14 protein-coding genes are annotated in these 18,864 nt (G+C 54.1%); 10 read left to right on the forward strand and 4 right to left on the reverse strand.

Going from position 1 to position 18,864, the window contains the following annotated elements:
* The first annotated feature begins 385 nt into the window (after nucleotides 1-385).
* Both CNO20_RS24405 and CNO20_RS15530 read left to right on the forward strand, forming a co-directional pair.
* Complete coding sequence (locus CNO20_RS24405) at nucleotides 386-736, forward strand: hypothetical protein (protein ID WP_394337269.1); 351 nt, start codon at nucleotides 386-388, stop codon at nucleotides 734-736.
* A 181-nt stretch (nucleotides 737-917) separates the two neighbouring features.
* Nucleotides 918-2,363, forward strand: coding sequence for an MATE family efflux transporter (locus CNO20_RS15530; RefSeq protein WP_101297039.1), 1,446 nt, complete (start codon nucleotides 918-920; stop codon nucleotides 2,361-2,363).
* A 599-nt stretch (nucleotides 2,364-2,962) separates the two neighbouring features.
* Here CNO20_RS15530 and xacF read toward each other — a convergent pair.
* Nucleotides 2,963-4,408: a 2,5-dioxovalerate dehydrogenase gene (gene xacF / locus CNO20_RS15535; protein WP_101297040.1), complete on the reverse strand. Its 1,446-nt coding sequence runs from the start codon at nucleotides 4,406-4,408 to the stop codon at nucleotides 2,963-2,965.
* A 214-nt stretch (nucleotides 4,409-4,622) separates the two neighbouring features.
* Between xacF and CNO20_RS15540 the strand changes: the two genes are divergently transcribed.
* A complete protein-coding gene (locus tag CNO20_RS15540; RefSeq protein ID WP_101297041.1) occupies nucleotides 4,623-5,492 on the forward strand; it encodes a fumarylacetoacetate hydrolase family protein in 870 nt (289 codons plus the stop codon).
* A gap of 832 nt (nucleotides 5,493-6,324) precedes the next feature.
* On the opposite strand, the gene CNO20_RS15545 is transcribed toward CNO20_RS15540, so the two are convergent.
* Entirely contained in the window at nucleotides 6,325-7,341 is a 1,017-nt protein-coding gene (locus CNO20_RS15545; RefSeq protein ID WP_101297042.1) for a polyprenyl synthetase family protein, read from the reverse strand.
* A 121-nt stretch (nucleotides 7,342-7,462) separates the two neighbouring features.
* Nucleotides 7,463-8,614, reverse strand: coding sequence for a glycosyltransferase family 4 protein (locus CNO20_RS15550; RefSeq protein ID WP_101297043.1), 1,152 nt, complete (start codon nucleotides 8,612-8,614; stop codon nucleotides 7,463-7,465).
* Between the two features lie 108 nt (nucleotides 8,615-8,722).
* Here CNO20_RS15550 and CNO20_RS15555 point away from each other — a divergent pair, with 108 nt between their 5' ends.
* Entirely contained in the window at nucleotides 8,723-10,003 is a 1,281-nt protein-coding gene (locus CNO20_RS15555) for a sulfatase (RefSeq protein WP_101297044.1), read from the forward strand.
* Nucleotides 10,000-11,079 carry a glycosyltransferase family 4 protein gene (locus CNO20_RS15560; protein WP_101297045.1) on the forward strand — a complete coding sequence of 360 codons (1,080 nt, stop codon included), beginning with the start codon at nucleotides 10,000-10,002 and terminating at the stop codon, nucleotides 11,077-11,079. The genes CNO20_RS15555 and CNO20_RS15560 overlap by 4 nt, the downstream gene beginning before the upstream one ends.
* Nucleotides 11,080-11,419: 340 nt before the next feature.
* Here CNO20_RS15560 and CNO20_RS15565 read toward each other — a convergent pair whose 3' ends face one another.
* Nucleotides 11,420-12,859: a sulfatase family protein gene (locus tag CNO20_RS15565; protein WP_101297046.1), complete on the reverse strand. Its 1,440-nt coding sequence runs from the start codon at nucleotides 12,857-12,859 to the stop codon at nucleotides 11,420-11,422.
* Between the two features lie 285 nt (nucleotides 12,860-13,144).
* On the opposite strand from CNO20_RS15565, the gene CNO20_RS15570 reads away from it, so the two are divergent.
* The 5 genes from CNO20_RS15570 (at nucleotide 13,145) to CNO20_RS15590 (ending at nucleotide 18,769) form a co-directional block, all read left to right on the forward strand.
* Nucleotides 13,145-14,314, forward strand: a complete 1,170-nt coding sequence (locus CNO20_RS15570; RefSeq protein ID WP_158237429.1) for a glycosyltransferase — start codon at nucleotides 13,145-13,147, stop codon at nucleotides 14,312-14,314.
* Between the two features lie 146 nt (nucleotides 14,315-14,460).
* On the forward strand, nucleotides 14,461-15,381 hold the full coding sequence (locus CNO20_RS22660; RefSeq protein WP_143423243.1) for an alkaline phosphatase family protein: 921 nt from the start codon (nucleotides 14,461-14,463) through the stop codon (nucleotides 15,379-15,381).
* Nucleotides 15,382-15,683: 302 nt separating this feature from the next.
* A complete protein-coding gene (locus tag CNO20_RS22665; protein ID WP_143423245.1) occupies nucleotides 15,684-15,893 on the forward strand; it encodes a CopG family transcriptional regulator in 210 nt (69 codons plus the stop codon).
* 15 nt (nucleotides 15,894-15,908) lie between these two features.
* Nucleotides 15,909-17,189: a sulfatase-like hydrolase/transferase gene (locus CNO20_RS15585; RefSeq protein ID WP_101297050.1), complete on the forward strand. Its 1,281-nt coding sequence runs from the start codon at nucleotides 15,909-15,911 to the stop codon at nucleotides 17,187-17,189.
* A gap of 47 nt (nucleotides 17,190-17,236) precedes the next feature.
* Entirely contained in the window at nucleotides 17,237-18,769 is a 1,533-nt protein-coding gene (locus tag CNO20_RS15590) for a flippase (RefSeq protein ID WP_101297051.1), read from the forward strand.
* The last annotated feature ends 95 nt before the right edge of the window (nucleotides 18,770-18,864 follow it).

An 18,864-nucleotide genomic window follows, 5' to 3' on the forward strand; every position in this document is an offset into this window, starting at 1 on the left:
GCCACCGAATCGTGTATGAGAACCGTGCGGCGTTGACGAGACGCAAAGCGTCTCGTCCGCACACCAGAACGCTTCGCGTTCTGGGGACGCTGTATCCCCTCTCTGCTCGCGGCTTCGCCGCTCGCTGAGGAAGGGGGCTTAACGCCCTCGAATAAAGCTAATTCAGTCATGGCCTTCAGATACTCTCGATCGGCAAAAATAAACTCGGGTGTTCTTTTAGCTGAATTGAGGCGCTAAGCCCCCCTTCCTCAGCGAGCGCCGACCGAACGGGAGGCGCGAGCAGGGAGGGGATACAGCGCCCGCACAGTTCACTTTCACTGTCTGCGGTATCTTTACTCCCCGCGCGGTCGAACGCGGTAGTAAGACGCTCACCACGCTTCCGACGGTGTTCACACGTGGTTCGAACCGGCGAAGCCGTTTCGTCATCACGAAAGGCGCTCCGCGCCTTTCGAACGACGACAAGAAGCGTGCACCGACGGTTGGGGCCGAGTGTCGCACCCGGGAGGAGTGGGACACTCCGAACCACCCAACGAGGGAAACGCCTGCGGAGTCTGGAACCGCTACGCCCGTCCGTGCGACGGGTGCAAGTTCCGACGCAGAAACAGGAAGCTCCGACCTCAAGGACCGAGGCGCGAAGCGCCGAGGGAGTAGGTCGGGGGAGTTCACCGCGATGCCGTACTTTGCCTGGGATAATCGAACTCCCGGCGAGATGCGTGTGTGGCTTCGGACGGATTAAATGGATCCCCAAGGTTTCCGTTGCGGTTTCCCCAGTAGAAGCGTCTCCAACAGTCGGTCCAAGACTCGCCCGGTGGTCCACCATTCTCTCTGCGATGGCCGTCGCAGTGCAGTTAGTGACGGCGGCGATTGCCGGGTGACAAACGCCCAAGCAGAACAGGTTAAAAAACAATGCATCCACAGTGGCTTCATATCCGAATCCGATCAGACTCACAATCCTCGCAATTGGACTTGTACTCGCCCGTTTTGGCGTAATCGATCGCGAACGTGCGGTCGATACAACCGATCTTGCCTGGCCACGCATCGTCACAGGACTCGCACGGATGTCAAAAAGTGCGGTCGACGTTGCAATGGTTGGGGTTACCGTCGGGACCGCCGCCGTTGCTGGAGTTGGGTTCGCGAGTCCGTTCTACGGACTTGCCTTTGCCATTGGAGGCGGTGTCGCAGGTGGCACTATTGCGTTGGTATCACAACGGTACGGCGCTGAAGCGTACGAGGAGCTCAGCCTCGTCGTACGGTCGAGCACACTTCTCGTTCTGATCATCAGCATACCTGTATCCGTGATTTTCTGGGTGTTCCCTCACGAACTCATTTCACTGCTTAGTGACAATAGTCAAGCAATTGCGTACGGTGCTGAGTACCTCAAGATCGTCGGTCTCGCCGTTCCGTTTGCGGGATTGAACCTCGTCGGGGGACGAGCACTCATTGGAGCCGATGACGCCTACACTGCGATGCAAGTTCGTGCGAGCGGGGCTCTCATCAACATTGCACTGAATAGTGTGTTCATCTTTGGCTTCGGCTGGGGGGTTACTGGTGCCGCGCTTGGAACCGTCTGCTCGAACGTTGCCGTCACGCTCACCTTCGTGATCGGAATCACACAGGGACGGTTTCCCGGAATGGGGAGGTTTCCTATTCAGGTTACCCCGCTTGGAACGTACGTCGATCCAGCAACGCTTCGCTCACTCGTCTCGATTGGTGCACCAGTTGGAGGGCGCAATCTCGTCTGGGTAGTCGCAGAGTTTCCGATGCTTGGTATCCTCGATATGTTCGGGGAAAGTACCGTCGCTGCGTTCGTTATCGCCCGTCGTATCTGGGGGATCATGAACACACCTGGTTGGGGATTCGGCCTCGCAGCGTCGAGTTTGGTTGGGCAGAGTCTAGGACGGAACGACGAAGAAACAGCAGCCGAATATGGTCGCGAGATTATCCAGTTCGCGGTCGCGACATATGCCGTTTCTGCGGTCCTTATCGCGATATTCGCTGACTCACTCGTGCTCTTATTCGCCGAGAGTGCGGCAAGCCCAGAGGTGCCGATTGCGATTACCCTTGTGTATGCGGCTTGCGTCGCAGTGATCTTTCAGGGTATTGCAGGTGCTTCCTCGGGCGCTCTTGATGCGAGTGGAGATACTCGGATTCCCTTTGCCAGCCAAACACTCGGCATGTTCGGTGGTTCAATTCCCCTCGCCTATCTTGGTGCAACGACAGGACTCGGCTATTGGGGGCTGTATCTCGCCTTTATCGCGGAAACAGGCGTTCCTGCGATAATCAATTATGCCCGGTTCCGAACTGGGAAGTGGAAGGCGATAAGCAAAGCGTACCGACCCACAACCACGGTTGAAGACGATTGAGCAGAGAGAGGCAGCTGAGTGGCTCTAATCTCCAAAATTTGCGTCCGTAGGGCACCGTTGAGATCCTATAGAAAATCTGTCATGTGGAAAGAAATAGCTGTTAGATAGATGTGCGAACGTACCGACGCCATAGTTGGGAGACCATGATATAGATATTAACACGAAGAAGGCGCCTGTATGACGGATCAAAATTGCGATGTGATCAAAGACCTCGTCCAACAACACCGGAATAGCCGCGCAGCGACGTTCGATGACGAAAGCCACCACGGTATCTATCATCCAAGAGTAGTAGGATAAGTATTTTTCTGTAGGAGATATTCAAATTTATCTTGACGCTCCCAACGAGACGGCATATGACCGGAATTATTATTACTCCTGCGTTCGCTATGCAATAATTGGGGCTACAAACGGGACATTCAAGCCGAGAATTCCACCGTGTTTCCGACCGTCATCGGATTCGAGCCAGCCACTGTCAATTGAGTTATCGCCTCGGTTTACGATAGCCCGTTTCTAGCTCTCCCTTCCACTTTGCCTTGGAGAAGAATCGCTCTCCGGCCTACGCTTTTGAGCAGCGATAAAAAACTGTATTTGTGGTGAGCTCAGTAGTTGAGGTAGACGGTCTTCGTCGTCGTGAAGAAGTCGATCGCGGCGTCGCCCTGCTCGCGGTACGTGTTGCTCGACGAGTCCTTGACGCCGCCGAACGGGACGTGGAGTTCGAGGCCCGTGGTCTTCTCGTTGATCTTCACGACGCCGGCCTCGACGTCGTCGGCGAACCGGTTCGCCTCCGAGAGGTCGCGGGTGACGATCCCGGCGGAGAGGCCGTAGGGGACACCGTTGGCTACCTCGATGGCTTCCTCGTAACTCCCGACGCGAATGACCGCGAGGACCGGGCCGAACACCTCCTCCTGGGCGATGCGCATGTCGGAGTCGACGTCGGAGAAGACGGTCGGCTCGACGAAGTACCCCTCGCTGTCGATCTCGGGGCGGTCGCCGCCCGTTTCGAGGGACGCGCCCTCGTCCTCGGCGATTTTGATGTATTCCAGCGTGCTCTCGAGTTCGCTCTCGCTCACCTGGGGTCCCATGTCCGCGCCGTCGAGACCGGGGCCGATCTCGATGCTCTCGGCGTAGTCGACGATGCCGTCGACGAACTCGTCGTACACCTCCTCGTGGACGATGGCGCGCGAGGTCGCGGTGCACGCCTGCCCGGTGACGCCGAACGCGCCCGCGCCGACGATGTCGATCGCCTTGTCGACATCGGCCGTCGGCATGACGACGGTCGGGTTCTTCCCGCCCATCTCGGTCTGGACGCGCTTTTCGTCGTCCGTCGCGGAGGCGTACACGTTGTGCCCGACGGACGAACTCCCGGTGAACGAGACGACGTGGACGTCGTCGTGCGTGGCGAACGTCTCGCCGACCTCGCTGCCGGGACCCGTCACCATGTTGACGACGCCGTCGGGGATGCCAGCCTCGTCAAGCGCCTCGATGAGTTTGCGGCCGACGTTCGGCGCGAGCGACGCCGGTTTGAACACGACCGTGTTTCCAGTCGCGAGTGCAGGGGCGAGCTTCCAGGCCGGAATGGCGATCGGGTAGTTCCACGGGGTGATGAGCGCCGCGACCCCGAGCGGCTCCCGACGGGTCGACAGCTGCCGCCCGGAGACGCTCGACTGTTTTACCCGTCCGCCGTAGTCGCGGGCCTTCTGCGCGTAGTAGTAGAAGATGTCGATCGCGCGCTGGACCTCCGGTGCTGCCTCGGCCGGCGTCTTCCCCTCCTCTCGGGAGAGCGCCTCCGTCAGCTCGTCCTTGCGCTCTTCGAGGAGCTTCGCCGCGTCGTTCAGAATGGCGCCGCGCTCCGGCCCGGGCGTGTCGGCCCACGCCTCGCGCGCTTCGTTTGCGGCCTCGATGGCTCGCTCTGCGTCCTCGGCTCCGGACTGCTGGAACGTTGCTACCACGTCGTTCGTGTCCGCTGGGTTTCGGACCTCGAACGTCTCGCCTGTCTCTGCCTCGATCCACTCGCCGTCGATGTAGTTGGTGACTGTCTCAGCCATGTGTACCCATTCCCCCGCATCGCATACCTATCTTACGGCGACGGCGAACAAGACGGTCACTCCCCACGCGCCGGGTCCATCGTGAAACCAATCCGCCGACGAGCAGCGTCACCGACGGGCCGCTCAGCGTCGGTAGCTCGGCGACAGTTCCTCGTCGGGCGGTTTGGACCGAAAGGGGGCAATCATTATATGGAACGGCCCAAAACATTGAATAATGCGGTACTACAGACTGCAGGGTGACCAGCGGCCCAGGCTGGCGGTCCGTGACGGGGATGGAACCTTCGATCTGTCGAGCGCCAAGCCAGAGCTTCGGAGCTTCGCCGACCTGGCTCGCGCGGCGAGCATCGCGGAAGAGCCGGTCGACACCATCGCCGAGCGGAATCTCGACGAGGCCGCCGAGCTTCCCCCCGGAGCGATCGAAGAGCGATCGCTGGCGCCGGTCATCCCGGACGAGGTGTGGGCTGCGGGCGTCACCTACCAGATAAGTGAAGAGGCGCGCGAGGCGGAAAGCGGGATGCCGGAAGTCTACCTCGAGGTCTACGAGGGCGAGCGCCCTGAGGTCTTCTTCAAGGCGACCGCGAGCCGGACGGTCGGACCGGAGGAGGCGATCGGCGTCCGTGGGGATTCGGACTGGAACGTTCCAGAGCCCGAACTCGGCGTCGTCCTGCACCACGGCGAGATCGTCGGATACACCGTCGGGAATGACGTGAGCAGTCGCTCGATCGAGGGATCAAACCCCCTGTACCTCCCACAGGCGAAAGTGTATGATCGGTGCTGTGCGATCGGGCCGTGCATCGCATCGCCGAATACCGTCGGGGATCCGCACGACCTCGAAATGTCGATGACCATCGAACGTGACGGGACGACCATGTATGAGGACTCGACCACGACCGCGGAGATGGTGAAGACGTGCGAGGAACTCGTCGCCTACTACACCCGTCACAACGCCGTTCCGGAGACGGCCGTCCTCCTCACGGGAACGGCACTCGTTCCCGACGAGGAATTCACCCTCAGCGAGGGTGACGTCGTGACGATCGACATCGACCGGGTCGGCACGCTGCGAAACCCGGTCGTCACGGTTTGAACGGCCGCGGACGCGAGCGGTGACCCACCCCTCGTACCGAGTGACATCGTTCTCCGCTCTACTGGCGGCCATCTGCTCTGGACGTCAGCGAGAGCATTCAAGGACGCCCTTCTCCGACGGTCGCATAGCCGGAAGGTACCGTATCGGGGCGTTCATCACGCTCGCACACGATCCTGACTGCGATCGGATAGGATGCTCACCTATGCAGGGAAGCCGAGGCGAAGAGTCCGTATCGTTGGCCCTCAAAACGCCGAAAATAGCCGGTCCCGGTACAACCTGACGCTCATGCGCGACACGGGCGGTGTTCATCCACGGCGAACGAATCCGACGCAGTGCCGGTTGAACAAAGCTGGCAGCCGAGTGTGACGGCGTTTCGCTCCGAACGGGCGTTCACTATCGTCGGACGCCGTCGAAGGACGAGCGGCGGACGAGTGAGTCGACCTGAGAGTGGGGAACCTGACTGCAGTGTCGATTACACAACTATGTTTGTAAGCCCAGCGGAAATCGCTCCTCACATTCCGTCGGTGTCGACGAGACTCTCGAATCAGACGTTACCGTTCAGAATATATTATACTCCAGTGAAATAATATGGTCGAATATCCTCAGTAAGGATCATTAACTTAGGAGTATACAGGGAAGTGAAGCACGTAGGATGGAAATTATTCATGAATACCAGCTATTTCGTTTTTATTTTCGTCTTCCTTCAACCCAACTTTCCCTCACCGACTTTAACTTTCCATCAGACCATATACTATTCAAGGATTTAGTCAATATAACGTGAATAGCTTGCAGCGTGTAAAAATCGCACAGTGACGTCGTCGGCTCGTCCCCGTCACTCAGCAGACCGCAGAAAGCGCCCGAGCACTTCGACCGTCGCCAGTTTCTCGAGGAGTCCGGTCGCGGTCGATTCGGGGAAGGCTTCGAGGCGCTTTCGGGCGGAGGTCAGGTGGAGTCGCGCCTGCCGTGGGACCGCCTCAGAAGCGTCGGAGGGCGCATCTCCGTCGGAGGAAAGAGCGTTCGAACCGGTCCCTGACGGCTTCATCGACAGAGGGGCGGACGGTTCGCGGAAGTCGTCGACAGATGGCGCCGACGGGGAGGGATACGAGCCCCCTCCTGAGTTCGAAGCGGTCGATCGGGAGGCGAAGTACTCGACTAATAACCGAAGTCCGTCGGCGAACGATTCGCCGAACGCCGCCGCCGCTTCGACCGTCCGGTCGTCACCCCCGCCGAGGAGCGCCCCGATCTCGGCGGCGACGTCCAGGAACGACCCGTGTCGAGGGAGGCGTCGTCCGGAACGAACAGCGTCAGTTATCTTCCCGGAGTCGACGGCCTCCGAAGACGAACTGACGTCCGCGGCTCGGGTCTCACAGACCTGCCGGGAAGCGGCCGCGAGCCGGCGCAGGTAGGCGCGTCTCACGTCGGGAGGGCAGTCAGTTTCCAACAGGAGTTCGAACGCCCGAGAGAGGAAGAAGTCGCCGATCAGGATCGTCTCGGAGACGTCTCGGGCGTCCTCCCCATACTGACCGCCAGCGGACCCCCGCGAACCGGCGGTCAGGCTTGCGTGGGTCGCCGCGTGGGCGTGCGCGAACTCGACGGCGAGCCCCGCGGGCGTGAACGACTGTGTGCCGTCCGACTCGACCGTTTCGAAAGCGCGACCGGATCGGACGGCCTCTGCTACGAGCAGGAGGATCAGAGCGCGAAGCCGCGGGCGAAAGTCGTCCGTGAGACGGCGGTAGGCGGTCGAATGGAACGGCATGGACGCGTCTTCCGAAGCGCGGGCTACCAACGCGGCGTCGACGGCCGCGAGTCGCGACCGCAGCCGATCCTCGTCGTCCGGATCGCTAGCCATTCGTTACTGTGTGTCCCGGTAGCACATCCATTACTGTTTGGGTCGGGGTATCTCGCTTCGACGCGCGAGTCGGTGCGGCGCGTCGGCGCGATCGTCGTGGCGCGTTGAGGGGGATCGTAAGCTACCAGTTTCCGGCGACGGCGCGCTCGTAAACCGACTCGGCGCGATCCGCGACGCTGTCCCAGTCGTACATCTCTGCACGTTCCAGCGGCGACGTGGCCGGTTCGACCCCGTCCAGAGCTCGATCCAGCGCGTCTGCGAGCTCGTCCGTCGTTGGCTCGACGAGAAACCCGGCGTCGCCTATCACTTCGCCCGCCGCGGAGTCCGGGTGCGACGCCGCGATGACGGTGCAATCGGCCGCCATCGCCTCCGCGAACGTGATGCCGAACCCCTCGCGCGTGGACGGCGAGGCGAACACACGCGCGGCGCGCATGTGCCCGAGGACGTCCTCGTACTCGTCGAGGAACCCGAGGAACGTCACCCGGTCCGCGTGATCGAGGCGGTCGGCGCGAGCCCGGAGTCGCTCCGCCTCCGGTCCGTCGCCGATGACGCCGAGGGTGGCATCGTGTCGGTCGGCGATCGAGTCGAAGGCGTCGAGCAGGAGGTCGACGTTCTTGTGTTCGATCAGCCGGCCGGCGAAGAGGACGTCGTAGTGTTCTTGGTCGTTCTCTTCCGGGAAGGGAGCCTTACGGACCTGTTCCGCATCCATACCGGTCGGAACGATTTCGATGGAGTCGCGGGCGGGGCCGATTTCGGCGAGCCGATCGGCCGTGAGCTCCGAGATAGCGACCGGATGCTGGGGGACGCGCGCCGTGAACCGCTCTGTGAATTTTCCGAACGGGGAGAGAGAGCCGAGGTACTCGTCCCAGTACGCGCGCCAGACCTCCAACCACGTGGTAACGAGAGGCGTGTCGGTACCGAGCGTCGCAAGCTTGGACGAAAGGACGGGGAAGTAAGGGAAGACGGACGCGACGACTAAATCGTGGTCACGCGCATCGAGGCGGTTCCGGAGAGGCGGTGCGAGACGGGCCGCAAAGTCGATCGCTTCCGTGATTGAGCGACGGTCATCGGCGTACAGTTCGGCCGCCGGTGCGACGGCTCTGAGCGTCATTCCGTCGTGAGTGATCTCCTCTGGCCCCTCCCAGTAGTGCCGACCGTAGATCGTGACGTCGTGCCCTCGGTCGGAAAGGCGCGTTCCGATTTCGTGTATCCGTTTTTCCGCGCCGCCTTTCACGAAGGGGTAGACGACGTTCGAAACGTAGGCGACATCCATCTGTGCACTACTATTGATCGAGGCTGCGTAATTAGCTTTCAGGTCTTAATTTTTGCTCGCATTGTAGAACCCAAAACGATTTATCGCTAAACGGTTTGGTGGTCAATAATGAGTGGGCTCACTCGGAACGTCATCCTTCTCAGCGCAGATGCGCTACGTGCAGATCACCTCTCTTGCTACGGATACGATCGAGAAACGTCACCGAACATCGACCGATTCGCCTCGGAAAACGTCCAACTCCTAAACGCGTATAGCGCAAGTTCGCACACGCGGGAGGCGGTCCCAGCACTGTTGACCGGACGGTATCCTGACGAGGCGATCGACGAGAAGTATCACTTGGACGCTCCGACAGTGGCCACCTATCTGAAGAGCGAGGGATATGCGACCGCAGGATTCCACTCGAACCCGTTCGTGTCGCGCGCGTATGGATACGATAGAGACTTCGACGTGTTCGACGACGACCTGCATCTCGGCAAACACAAGATCATCGCCCTCGCGCAACGGGCGTTGGACAAGCTGCGCAACCGCCACTACGCCCGGGCGTCCGAGATCAACGAGCGCTCTCTCGACTGGATCGACTCGCTTGACGGTGGCCAGCCGTTCTTCCTGTGGAACCACTACATGGATCCGCACGGGCCCTACGAACCGATCGACGCGTACAGAAAACGGTTTCACGACGAGCCCGTATCGGACAAGCACGCTCAGAACCTCTACAAGCGTGCAATCCGTGACCCCGGTTCGATAAGTGACGAAGAACGCGAGACGCTCATCAATCTCTACGACGCGGAAATCCGCTACACGGACGAACACGTCGGCGCGTTCCTCGACGCGCTCGCGGACAGAGACCTTCTCGACGAGTCCGCCGTGATTTTTACCGCGGACCACGGCGATGCGTTCGGCGAGCACGGGTACTACGAGCATCCGCGCTATCTCCACGACGAACTAACCCGCGTTCCGCTGTTGATCAAGCATCCCGAAGTGAGCGAAGCGACCGTAACCCACGCTGCAAGTACCGTCGACGTGCTTCCGACGATTCTCTCGGTGGTGAACGCCGATCCGGAGGGACTTCCCGGTGAGCCGCTCGTACCGCTCGCCTCCGAGGATCTCGAAGATCGGGCGATCTTCTGTCAGGCCCGCGGTGAAGGTCAAGATAGCGCCGTTCGGCGGTTCCGAGCATGCTCGATCGCCGGGTCGGCGTTCGCCGACGCTCGAGTATCCGGCAGCGAAATCGAGCTCACGAATCAGAAGGGTAACGCGGTACTCAGCGAGAGGCTGTCCGACCACATCGCTTCGCGCATAGCCGAGTTCAAACCGATCGAGAAACGCACCGAAGAACAGGAGACGAAGGCAATCAACGACCGGCTCGAAGCGTTAGGGTACAAAGAATGACCAAGGTTGGCATCAACGCGCGGACCTTCTCGGTGGACGAGCCGGGCGGCGCTGTCCAAGCAGCGATCAACGTGACCCGGGAGATACTTTCAGACGATTCAGTGGAGGTAATCCTCTTCGGACACCGGTCGGTAGCCGATCTGTTTCCCGACGCCCCAGTGGACAGCAGTTTCTATCCTCGCAGTTCTCAACTCTACGGGCTGTTCTGGGAGCGAACCGCCCTGCCCTATCTCACCAAGAAACACGACCTCGACGTCCTCTACTGCCCCAACGGTAACGGGCCTCTACGCCCCGTGTCATGTCCCGTCGTGATGTCAATCATGGACGTCAACGCGCAGAAAGGGATGTCGAGCGGCGTCCACCAGCTGTATCGTAAGCTAGCTGTTCCCCCCGCCGCGCGGGCGGCGGAAAACATTATCACTATCTCGAATTTCTCGAAGCGGGAAATCGAAACCACGCTGAGCCTACCGGGGTCGAAAATCCGCGTCGTCTACCCGGGGTTGAAATCTGTCTATCTAGATGACGTCCCTGCCACTGAGTGTGACCTTCCGGACGAGTACATTCTGTACGTCGGCGCGTTGAATCCTCGAAAGAACGTCTCGGGGCTCATACGTGCGTATCGGAGATTGAAGGACGAAATTCCGCACAAGTTGGTACTCATCGGACCGGGGAATCACGCGATATTTAAAAACCTGAATATCGAGGAATCAGACGATATCGTTCGTCCGGGATACCTCACCGAACGGGAGCTGAAATTCGCGTACGCGAACGCGGATGCGTTCGTTTTCCCGTCGCACTACGAGGGGTTCGGACTGCCGCCCTTAGAAGCGATGGCCTGTGGGACGCCAGTAGTTGCGTCGCGGGCTACAGCGTTGCCGGAGGTGCTGGGCGACGCGGCCGAACTGGTCGATTCGAGCAGTGTCGACGCTATCGCAGAGGGCATCGAACGAGTTCTCACGGACCCTGAATACTCCCAGTTACTCGTCGAAAAGGGACGAGAACGCGCGGGACTGTACACGTGGGAGAAAGCGGGTCGTCAGACGTTGGCCGTGTTAAAGGCCGCCCGAAACCAATAGGATACACCGATCCAGAGTATCTCCCAGAACGAAGCTCTCACTCGAGGTATCCTAAGTCGCGAAGGTGGCTCTGCGCCGAATTAGAAAGTTCGACTGAAACGTCCGGTCGATCCTCGCTAGCGTTTTTCAGCCGCTCTATCTGGCGTTTCGCCTCCTTGCACGAACAAGGAGGGATCCCGTAAGAAGAGTACGCAGGAAAATAGGACGAAACGGACGAAAGGGCGTGGTTTCGGACGAAATGGCGCTTAGCTCTATCGATAGGTCGATCAAGAATTCGGGCTAGCCAGTTTCGTAAATTCAAAATATTAGGTGTATGACTACACGATATTCAGAATACCTATCAGATATATCCCAAATCTTTCAGTCGCTGTCGGCTTTCACCATCTATCTCAACTGAATCAGATTCATGAGATTGGATAGCATCGAATTTCTCATCAAGTATACTACTGAAGTGGTCCTGTCTTTCTACGTCTTCACCGCACTCGTTTGATTCGTATTGGTCTACGGTAAGATCGAATAATTCCGTTGAGCCATCAGAATATTCAATGTACTTCCAATGTTTATCACGGACAGATTGGATGCTTCGATCTAATCTTTGCGTAGGAACATTGGACCCTACTTTCCCCTTTAGTGAATCCATAGATGGCTGTGGTGTTATATACTGAGCAAAGACGTACTCTCGTGATTGACGCGGAAGCGGCGTTTTCGAGACGGTAGCCGGCAGTGTGTCTGTTGATACTCCTGCTGCATCAAGCAACGTAGGATAGAGGTCTCTCGTCTCAATCAAATCATCACAAGTATCTGCGTCGAACCGTTTAGGGAACCTGATAATCAAGGGAACATTCAATAGCGTTTCATAGAGACAATACTGATGGTCCATCAGTCCGTGTTCGCCAATGTTCTCTCCGTGGTCACCGACAATAACGATCATCGTCTCCTCCAATATGCCTTCGTCCTTTAGAACCTGGAAGAGACGTGAGAGCTGTGTATCAAGATACGCTAGTTCGGCACGGTAAAGGCCACGTAAGATTTTGAAGTCATTTTCATCCATTTCGATGGTTCCAGCGATGTAAGCCCACGGATCCTGATTCGTTTCAGCGATACGTTCTACAGCTATGTCTGGTAGCTGCGCTTCGACAAATTCACGGGGAGGTCTATATGGGAGGTGTGGTTCAATGTAATTGAGGAACAGGAAGAATGGTACATTTTTTTGATTTACTTGCTTCATCCAATTTACCGCGCGATTGGTGATCCGTTTAGCTCCGTCATCAGCTTCACTGCTCATTTTTCTCTTTATCGCCGAAAACATCACTGAAGGGAAACTCGCCACAGACGACTGCTCCCAGAGAGCTTTGATTTTCTCCACTAGCGAATCAGCTCTCACAGCAGCAGTCAAATCTACTTCGCTCCACCCAGCGTTCCACCTCATAGAGAAATCCTCGAACCCCCGGTCAAAACCAAACACCGGACTAATCCACGGATTAGCCGAAATGCCAGCTGTTCGGTATCCTCTCTGAGAAAGCTGTTCCGCCAAAGGAGAAACTGAGGGAGTAAATTCACGAGAGTTAGCGTGCGTCCCGTGGTCACTTGTATACTGGCCTGTGAAAATCGATGCGTGAGAGGGTAACGTCCACGGGGCAACTGAGCTGGCGTTTGTATAAACCGTTCCTTCATCAGCGACACGTTTCATAGCCGGCATTAGGCCAGATTCGAGGCCTGACAAGACCGTTCTCGATCGGGCAGTGTCTAATACTATAAGTAGAACGTTCGGTACAGACATAGGTAATCGTTCGGCACCGCTAACTTAGTTTTTTTCTTTATTGATTGAATCATTGAAGATTATCTTCTATGAAGGCTCGGTCTTGCGTCAGGGCAGATTTAGCTAACACAGTCATATCAGTAACAAAAAGAGTCGGTTAGTCCCCTCCCTTTGAATCCTGCAGGGAAGGCCGGTCAAGTGTTCTCAGTTTGAATCAATATAGAGAAAAGACTAAGTACGAAAATCCACGAAATAGAGTAACTAATGGTGAAAATTTGTCTTGTTAATTCATTGTTCCCGCCAGATATGCATGGAGGGGCTGAAAACTACGTTCTACGGACAGCTAAAGAGCTTCAACGGCAAAACCACGAGGTATCTGTAATTACAACGAAGACCTTTGAGAGCACAGGTTCGTTACAACCTGAAAAGGAAAGATACGAAGGGGTTAAGGTTTGGAGGTTTTATCCTGCTAATCTTTCGCATCGAAGTGATGGTACTGGTAAAAACATCTTTGGGAAGGGTATCTGGCATCAGATCGACACAATCAATCCTCACTCAGCATACACCGTCGGCAAACTTCTTGACCGCATCAACCCGGATATCGTCCACACAAATAACTTAGTAGGAATATCACCCACCGTAGCTCAAGCGATTCAGCAACGGAACGTACGTCACGTACATTCACTTCACGATTACAGTCTTCTCTGTCCGAAAAGCAATCTGCTCCGCGAGCGCACAGCACCCGACGATGAACTCACTGTCTGTGAGGATCCTCCCTTGCCTTGTAAGTTACTTGCAAAAGAAAAAAAGCTCGCTATTGGATCACCAGATGTTGTGACGGGTCCGAGTAAACACGTTCTCGATGTCCATCGAGAGCACGGGTTCTTTGAGGGAGTGAGAGCGGTACGAGTGAGACTTGGAATCCAAAACGTCGAACCTGAACCTCCTGGGACGCCGGAACAACCATCTGTACTCTATGTGGGTAAGCAATTGCGAGCAAAGGGACTTGACACTCTTTTCGACGCCGCAAAGGAATTACCTGGTGTGACTGTTCACATTTGTGGGACAGGACCTTACGACGACGTTGTTAGATCACGAGCAAAAGAGACCAGTAATGTCGTCTACCATGGGTTTGTTTCTGACGATAGATTAAATCGTCTACGAAGAAAAGTTAGTGCCGCAGTCGTTCCGTCAATCTGGATGGAAAACTCCCCTATGACCATCTATGAGAGCTTCGCAGCGGGTCTGCCAGTTATCGGTAGCAATATTGGTGGAATCCCGGAGCTAATTTCCCAAGGGGAAACGGGGTACCTCTTTGAGCCAGGGAATGCTAAACAGCTCAGTGAAGCAATCAGCACCCTTATCTTCGAGACAGGTGAAATTGGAGAAATGCAACGAAGTGCGATAGAGTGGGCCCGAGATCATACTGTCGAGTCACACGTTAAAAAGCTGGTTAGTGAGATTTACGAACATTAGCTGCCCACAAATAAATAAGAACAATCAGGAATGCCAAGGCGTATTCAATGCATTGTAGTAATGAGAACAATAACACGTAATAAGATATAAATCTACTTCCTTGTTAATCTAGAAAAGTCTATAGGGGACACAGAATATCACCTAATATGGGAAAAGTAACAAGGTGGGCGGCCGAATCAATCAATGCAATTCGAACTCGTGGTTTCAGGGGATTAGCCGATGCAGCGAGGCCGGTCTATAGAAAGGCGCTTCATCAAACGCTACCACTGTCAGGGGGAGAACCAATCTACGCTAGGGATTGGGACTTACTTATTGTCCTTGATGCTTGCCGTCTTGATCTATTTCAAGAAGTTGCGGGTGAGTACGACTATATTCCGTCAGTGGATGAATTTCGTTCGCTTGATTCCATGACGAAGCACTGGATGTTACGCAATTTTACGCCAGCCCACGCAGACGAGATGAGCGAGACGGCTTATGTATGCGGGAATCCGTTCTCTGAGGAGGTACTGAAAGCCTCAGACTTTGCTCTTTTAGATGAAGTTTGGAGGTATGCATGGAGCGCCGACCTCGGAACACTACCGCCTCGTCCGATAACAGACCGAACGATCAACGTCGCGCGTGAACACAATCCGGGTCGAATAATCGCACACTACATGCAACCCCATTGCCCATTTATCAGTGCAAATAACGACTATAATCAAAAGAAAGTTGAAAAATGGGGTGCTCAAGGAACAGATGTCTGGCACCAGCTTGAAGCTGGGGAAGTTGACCAAGAACAAGTATGGCGAGACTACCGTCAAAACCTTCGGTACGTACTTGATGATCTCGAACTACTTTTGGAAAACATTGATGCTAATCAAGTGGTAATCACATCGGACCACGGTAACGCACTCGGTGAATGGGGACTTTATGGCCATCCGATTCACATGCCGTTCAAATGTTTACGGAACGTCCCATGGGTAGAAACTACCGCAAAAAATGCCGGAACTCACGTTCCAGAAACCTATCGCAAGAGTGAGGTGGAAGTAGATACGCAAGAACGACTTGAATCACTTGGATACCTGTAAGGGAATAGATTTCCGAAACCTCTCTTCGATTATCCCCCTTCTTTAATAATGCGACAGCTGGTCAAATAACGCATAATATCTGTCTGCTCATAGTTCTGAGCCTTGGTAACACGAACAAATAACGTTTGAGCGACGCGGAGGTTGGTATGAAATGTCTTGAAGGCGCTAACTGAGAAAAGATCACTATCTGAGGTTGAGGGAGAAGGGTCCTCAAGTTACTAGTTGAAGACGATTCATTGACATCCCAGTGAGAGTGCTTTTAATAAGAGTAATTTTAAGTATAAGAAGAGCCATTTGAAGTTGTGAACGAAGAGATAGAGATTCCTGAGAGTATTATAAACAAAATAAAGGGAAGAGTAGAAAAAACTGATTTCGAAACTGTTGAGGAATATGTGATATATGTTCTGACTGAGGCGCTTTCTGTAGCGGAGAAAGCGGGCGAAGATGACGCCCATTTAACTGAACACGATGAAATCGAAGATCGGCTAAAAACACTCGGATATTTGAATTAGGAGACAACAATATAAATGAAAGAGAACCATAAAAACATCCTGCTAGTTTCTACAGACAGCGTCAGAGCTGATTATTGTGGATACTTAAACAAAGAATATAATACTACACCTTTTCTGAATTCCATAAAAAATAAAAGCACGATATTCACAAATGCCGTTTCTCCAGGACCGCGTACGCCCTCGGCAATGCCTGTAATATTCACCGGAGAACACTATAGATTTACACCGTCCGGGGATGATTTTGGTTCACGATATAAAAGAATTGCGGATCATATGCAACGATATGAGACGGTTGCCGAAATGCTTTCGAGACAAGGATATTCTACAGCAGCGTTTACAGCCAATCCATGGACTACTGATGCAACATTATTCGATCAGTCAATTGATCAGTTCCAGATGATTGGTTCTAAACATCAGCAAATAAAAGAAGATCAAACAGGCAATAAAAACGTTAGTCTCTACGAGAGATTATCTCACCTAGGGAATCAATGGCTGAAAAAAACCGACTGGTTCTCCCAATGGCCCGCATTTTATGAAGACATTCGAGCAGCGATTAACCAATTAAAGGAGCCGTGGTTTATATGGGTTTTTCTCCTTGACACGCACAGTCCCTATATCGTTCCAAAGAAGTTTAGAAACGAAACATCAGGGCTTGCGATGTACTACAGCGCCATACGCCACAACTATACAATTATGCGAAATGGCAATCATGATAAACCCCCCCAACACCTCGTATCATGCTTGGAGCGAAGTTATCGTGACTCAATACGGTCAATAGATGGATTCACCAGAGTAATTAATGACGATATAAATTCTGACGATACTACCCTGATTTTCCACTCGGATCACGGGGAAGCGTTCGGAGAACACGGGACCTACGGCCATCAACCGAAGCTATTCGAGGAAAATATCAGAGTACCGTTCCTGATCAAAGGCGATGTAGAATCAGGCCAGATAGACAGCCCAATTTCACTGAGGAAGCTACCCGCAATTGTCGATTCAATAGCTGCTTCTGGAGAAACCGATCTGGATGATTTTACTGACGATTTCGTGGTTTCAAAGACTGAGTTCGGCGAAGGTACGGCAATCCGTGGGGAGCGATGGAAATACATTCATGGGACAAGCGGCGGAAAGCTCTTCGACCTTAAAAATGATCCCGGGGAAAAGATTGATCTTTCGAACCGCAATACGGAAATAGCAAAAGCACTTCAAGGGCTGCACAAGAGACACGAAAGAACTCAACGAGAAAAAAGGTCGATAGCTGAAAAAATGCGTGAAATTAGCGCAAAGGTTTGAAAGTTAACAATACTGAAGAACAGCTACGACCGAAACAACACGTAACCATGACCTCTATAACAGACACACTTGGTGGGCTGGCCAAGAGTGCTGCCGTCATTTTCCTCGGCTCCGTTATCGGCCGACTGCTCGGTCTGTTCGGGGAAGCTATGATTATTCGTTCGCTTGCACCAGGCCAGTTCGGACATATCGCACTGACCTATACGGTAATTAGCTCATGTGGTAGTGTCGCCCTTTTTGGTATTCCAGAAGGAGTCACACGTCTCATGTCCTCAGAAAATAGGACTAAGAATAAACGTGAAATCCTAAAATCTGGATATCTAATCAGCATTCTATCCGGATTCATCATGGTTTTCCTGATCTACTTCTTGAGGTACGAAATTTCGAGTGTTATGAATGATACCACTATTCCACAGTATCTAGTTTTATTTTTACCGTATCTTTTGGTTTTCCCATTTGCTAATGTATCGTTTGCCGCGATTCGCGCTCAGAAGCGATCATTCCACGCAGTCATTTCGAAGAATTTAGGCGCAAGAATACTTGCACTGTTCTCACTAGGAATCTTTCTGGCTATTGGCCATCCGTCACTCGGAGCCGCTGCTTACTGGGTATCCGTTCCGTTCGCCCTAGCGCTCTTGGCGACGTATTTCGTAGTCCGCGACTTCGGCGTACGCTCAGTCGTCACCGAAACAGTCCCCTTAGATACGATGTTCAAGTTGTGGTCTTTTTCGTGGCCATTAGCCTTCGGATCTATGATTTTTCTATTACTATCAAACCTAGATATTCTGATGATCGGCTACTTTCTGGAGTCAACGAGTGTAGGATATTACAGAGCTATCCAACCGTTACGTCAGCTTCCGACGTTCGTTCTTAGCGCGTTCACGTTCTTTTACCTTCCCGTTGCGACTGAATACTTTGTTAGCGATCAAACGTCGGAACTCAGTTCATTGTACCGCGTGTCCACTAAGTGGATAGTATTAGTGACTTTCCCGCCAATTCTAGTGTTCGCCCTGTTCTCACCTAGTATAGTTCAAGTGGTCTTTACGGCGGAGTATCTTCCTGCTGCTCCGGTACTGAGTATTCTAACAGCTGGTTTGTTCTTCCGCGCTATCGTCGGATTGGACGGAGATATGGTGAAAGCAATAAACAGACCGAGAATCGAACTTGTTTCGGCGTTCATCGGTGTAATAGCTAATTTCTTACTCAACATCGTACTTATCCCACGGTTCGGAATAATCGGAGCCGCAGTAGCGACGGTGGTCGGATACTTTATTTACAATATGGTCGAAGTAGCTGCTATTTACTATTATACAGGGATTCATCCCTTTGCCCTAAAAAATATGAAACCGATAGCGCCTACACTTGCATTCGCGGTTGTGCTCATGCAATTGACGTCCGGCATTGACTTGGGGATTCTCGGATTAGTTATCGTAGGAATACTGATATCAATTGCTCAGCTTGTTTCCCTTGTTGTAACTCGGAGCATCGAAGAAGCAGACCTATTCTTGATCAAAAAAGCTGAGAAGCAATTAGGACGGAATTTTACCTGGGTGAAATCGACGTTAGAAAATTTCTCGTGATAAAGCGGAATTAGGCTAACCAGGACTAGAGATTAGTAGGTCACTGTCCCAACGGTGAGAACATGAATATGTTAGTGAGTGTCGCTAGGAAAGAT

This window comes from Halegenticoccus soli (assembly GCF_002844195.1).
GTDB classification, from domain to species: Archaea; Halobacteriota; Halobacteria; order Halobacteriales; family Haloferacaceae; genus Halegenticoccus; species Halegenticoccus soli.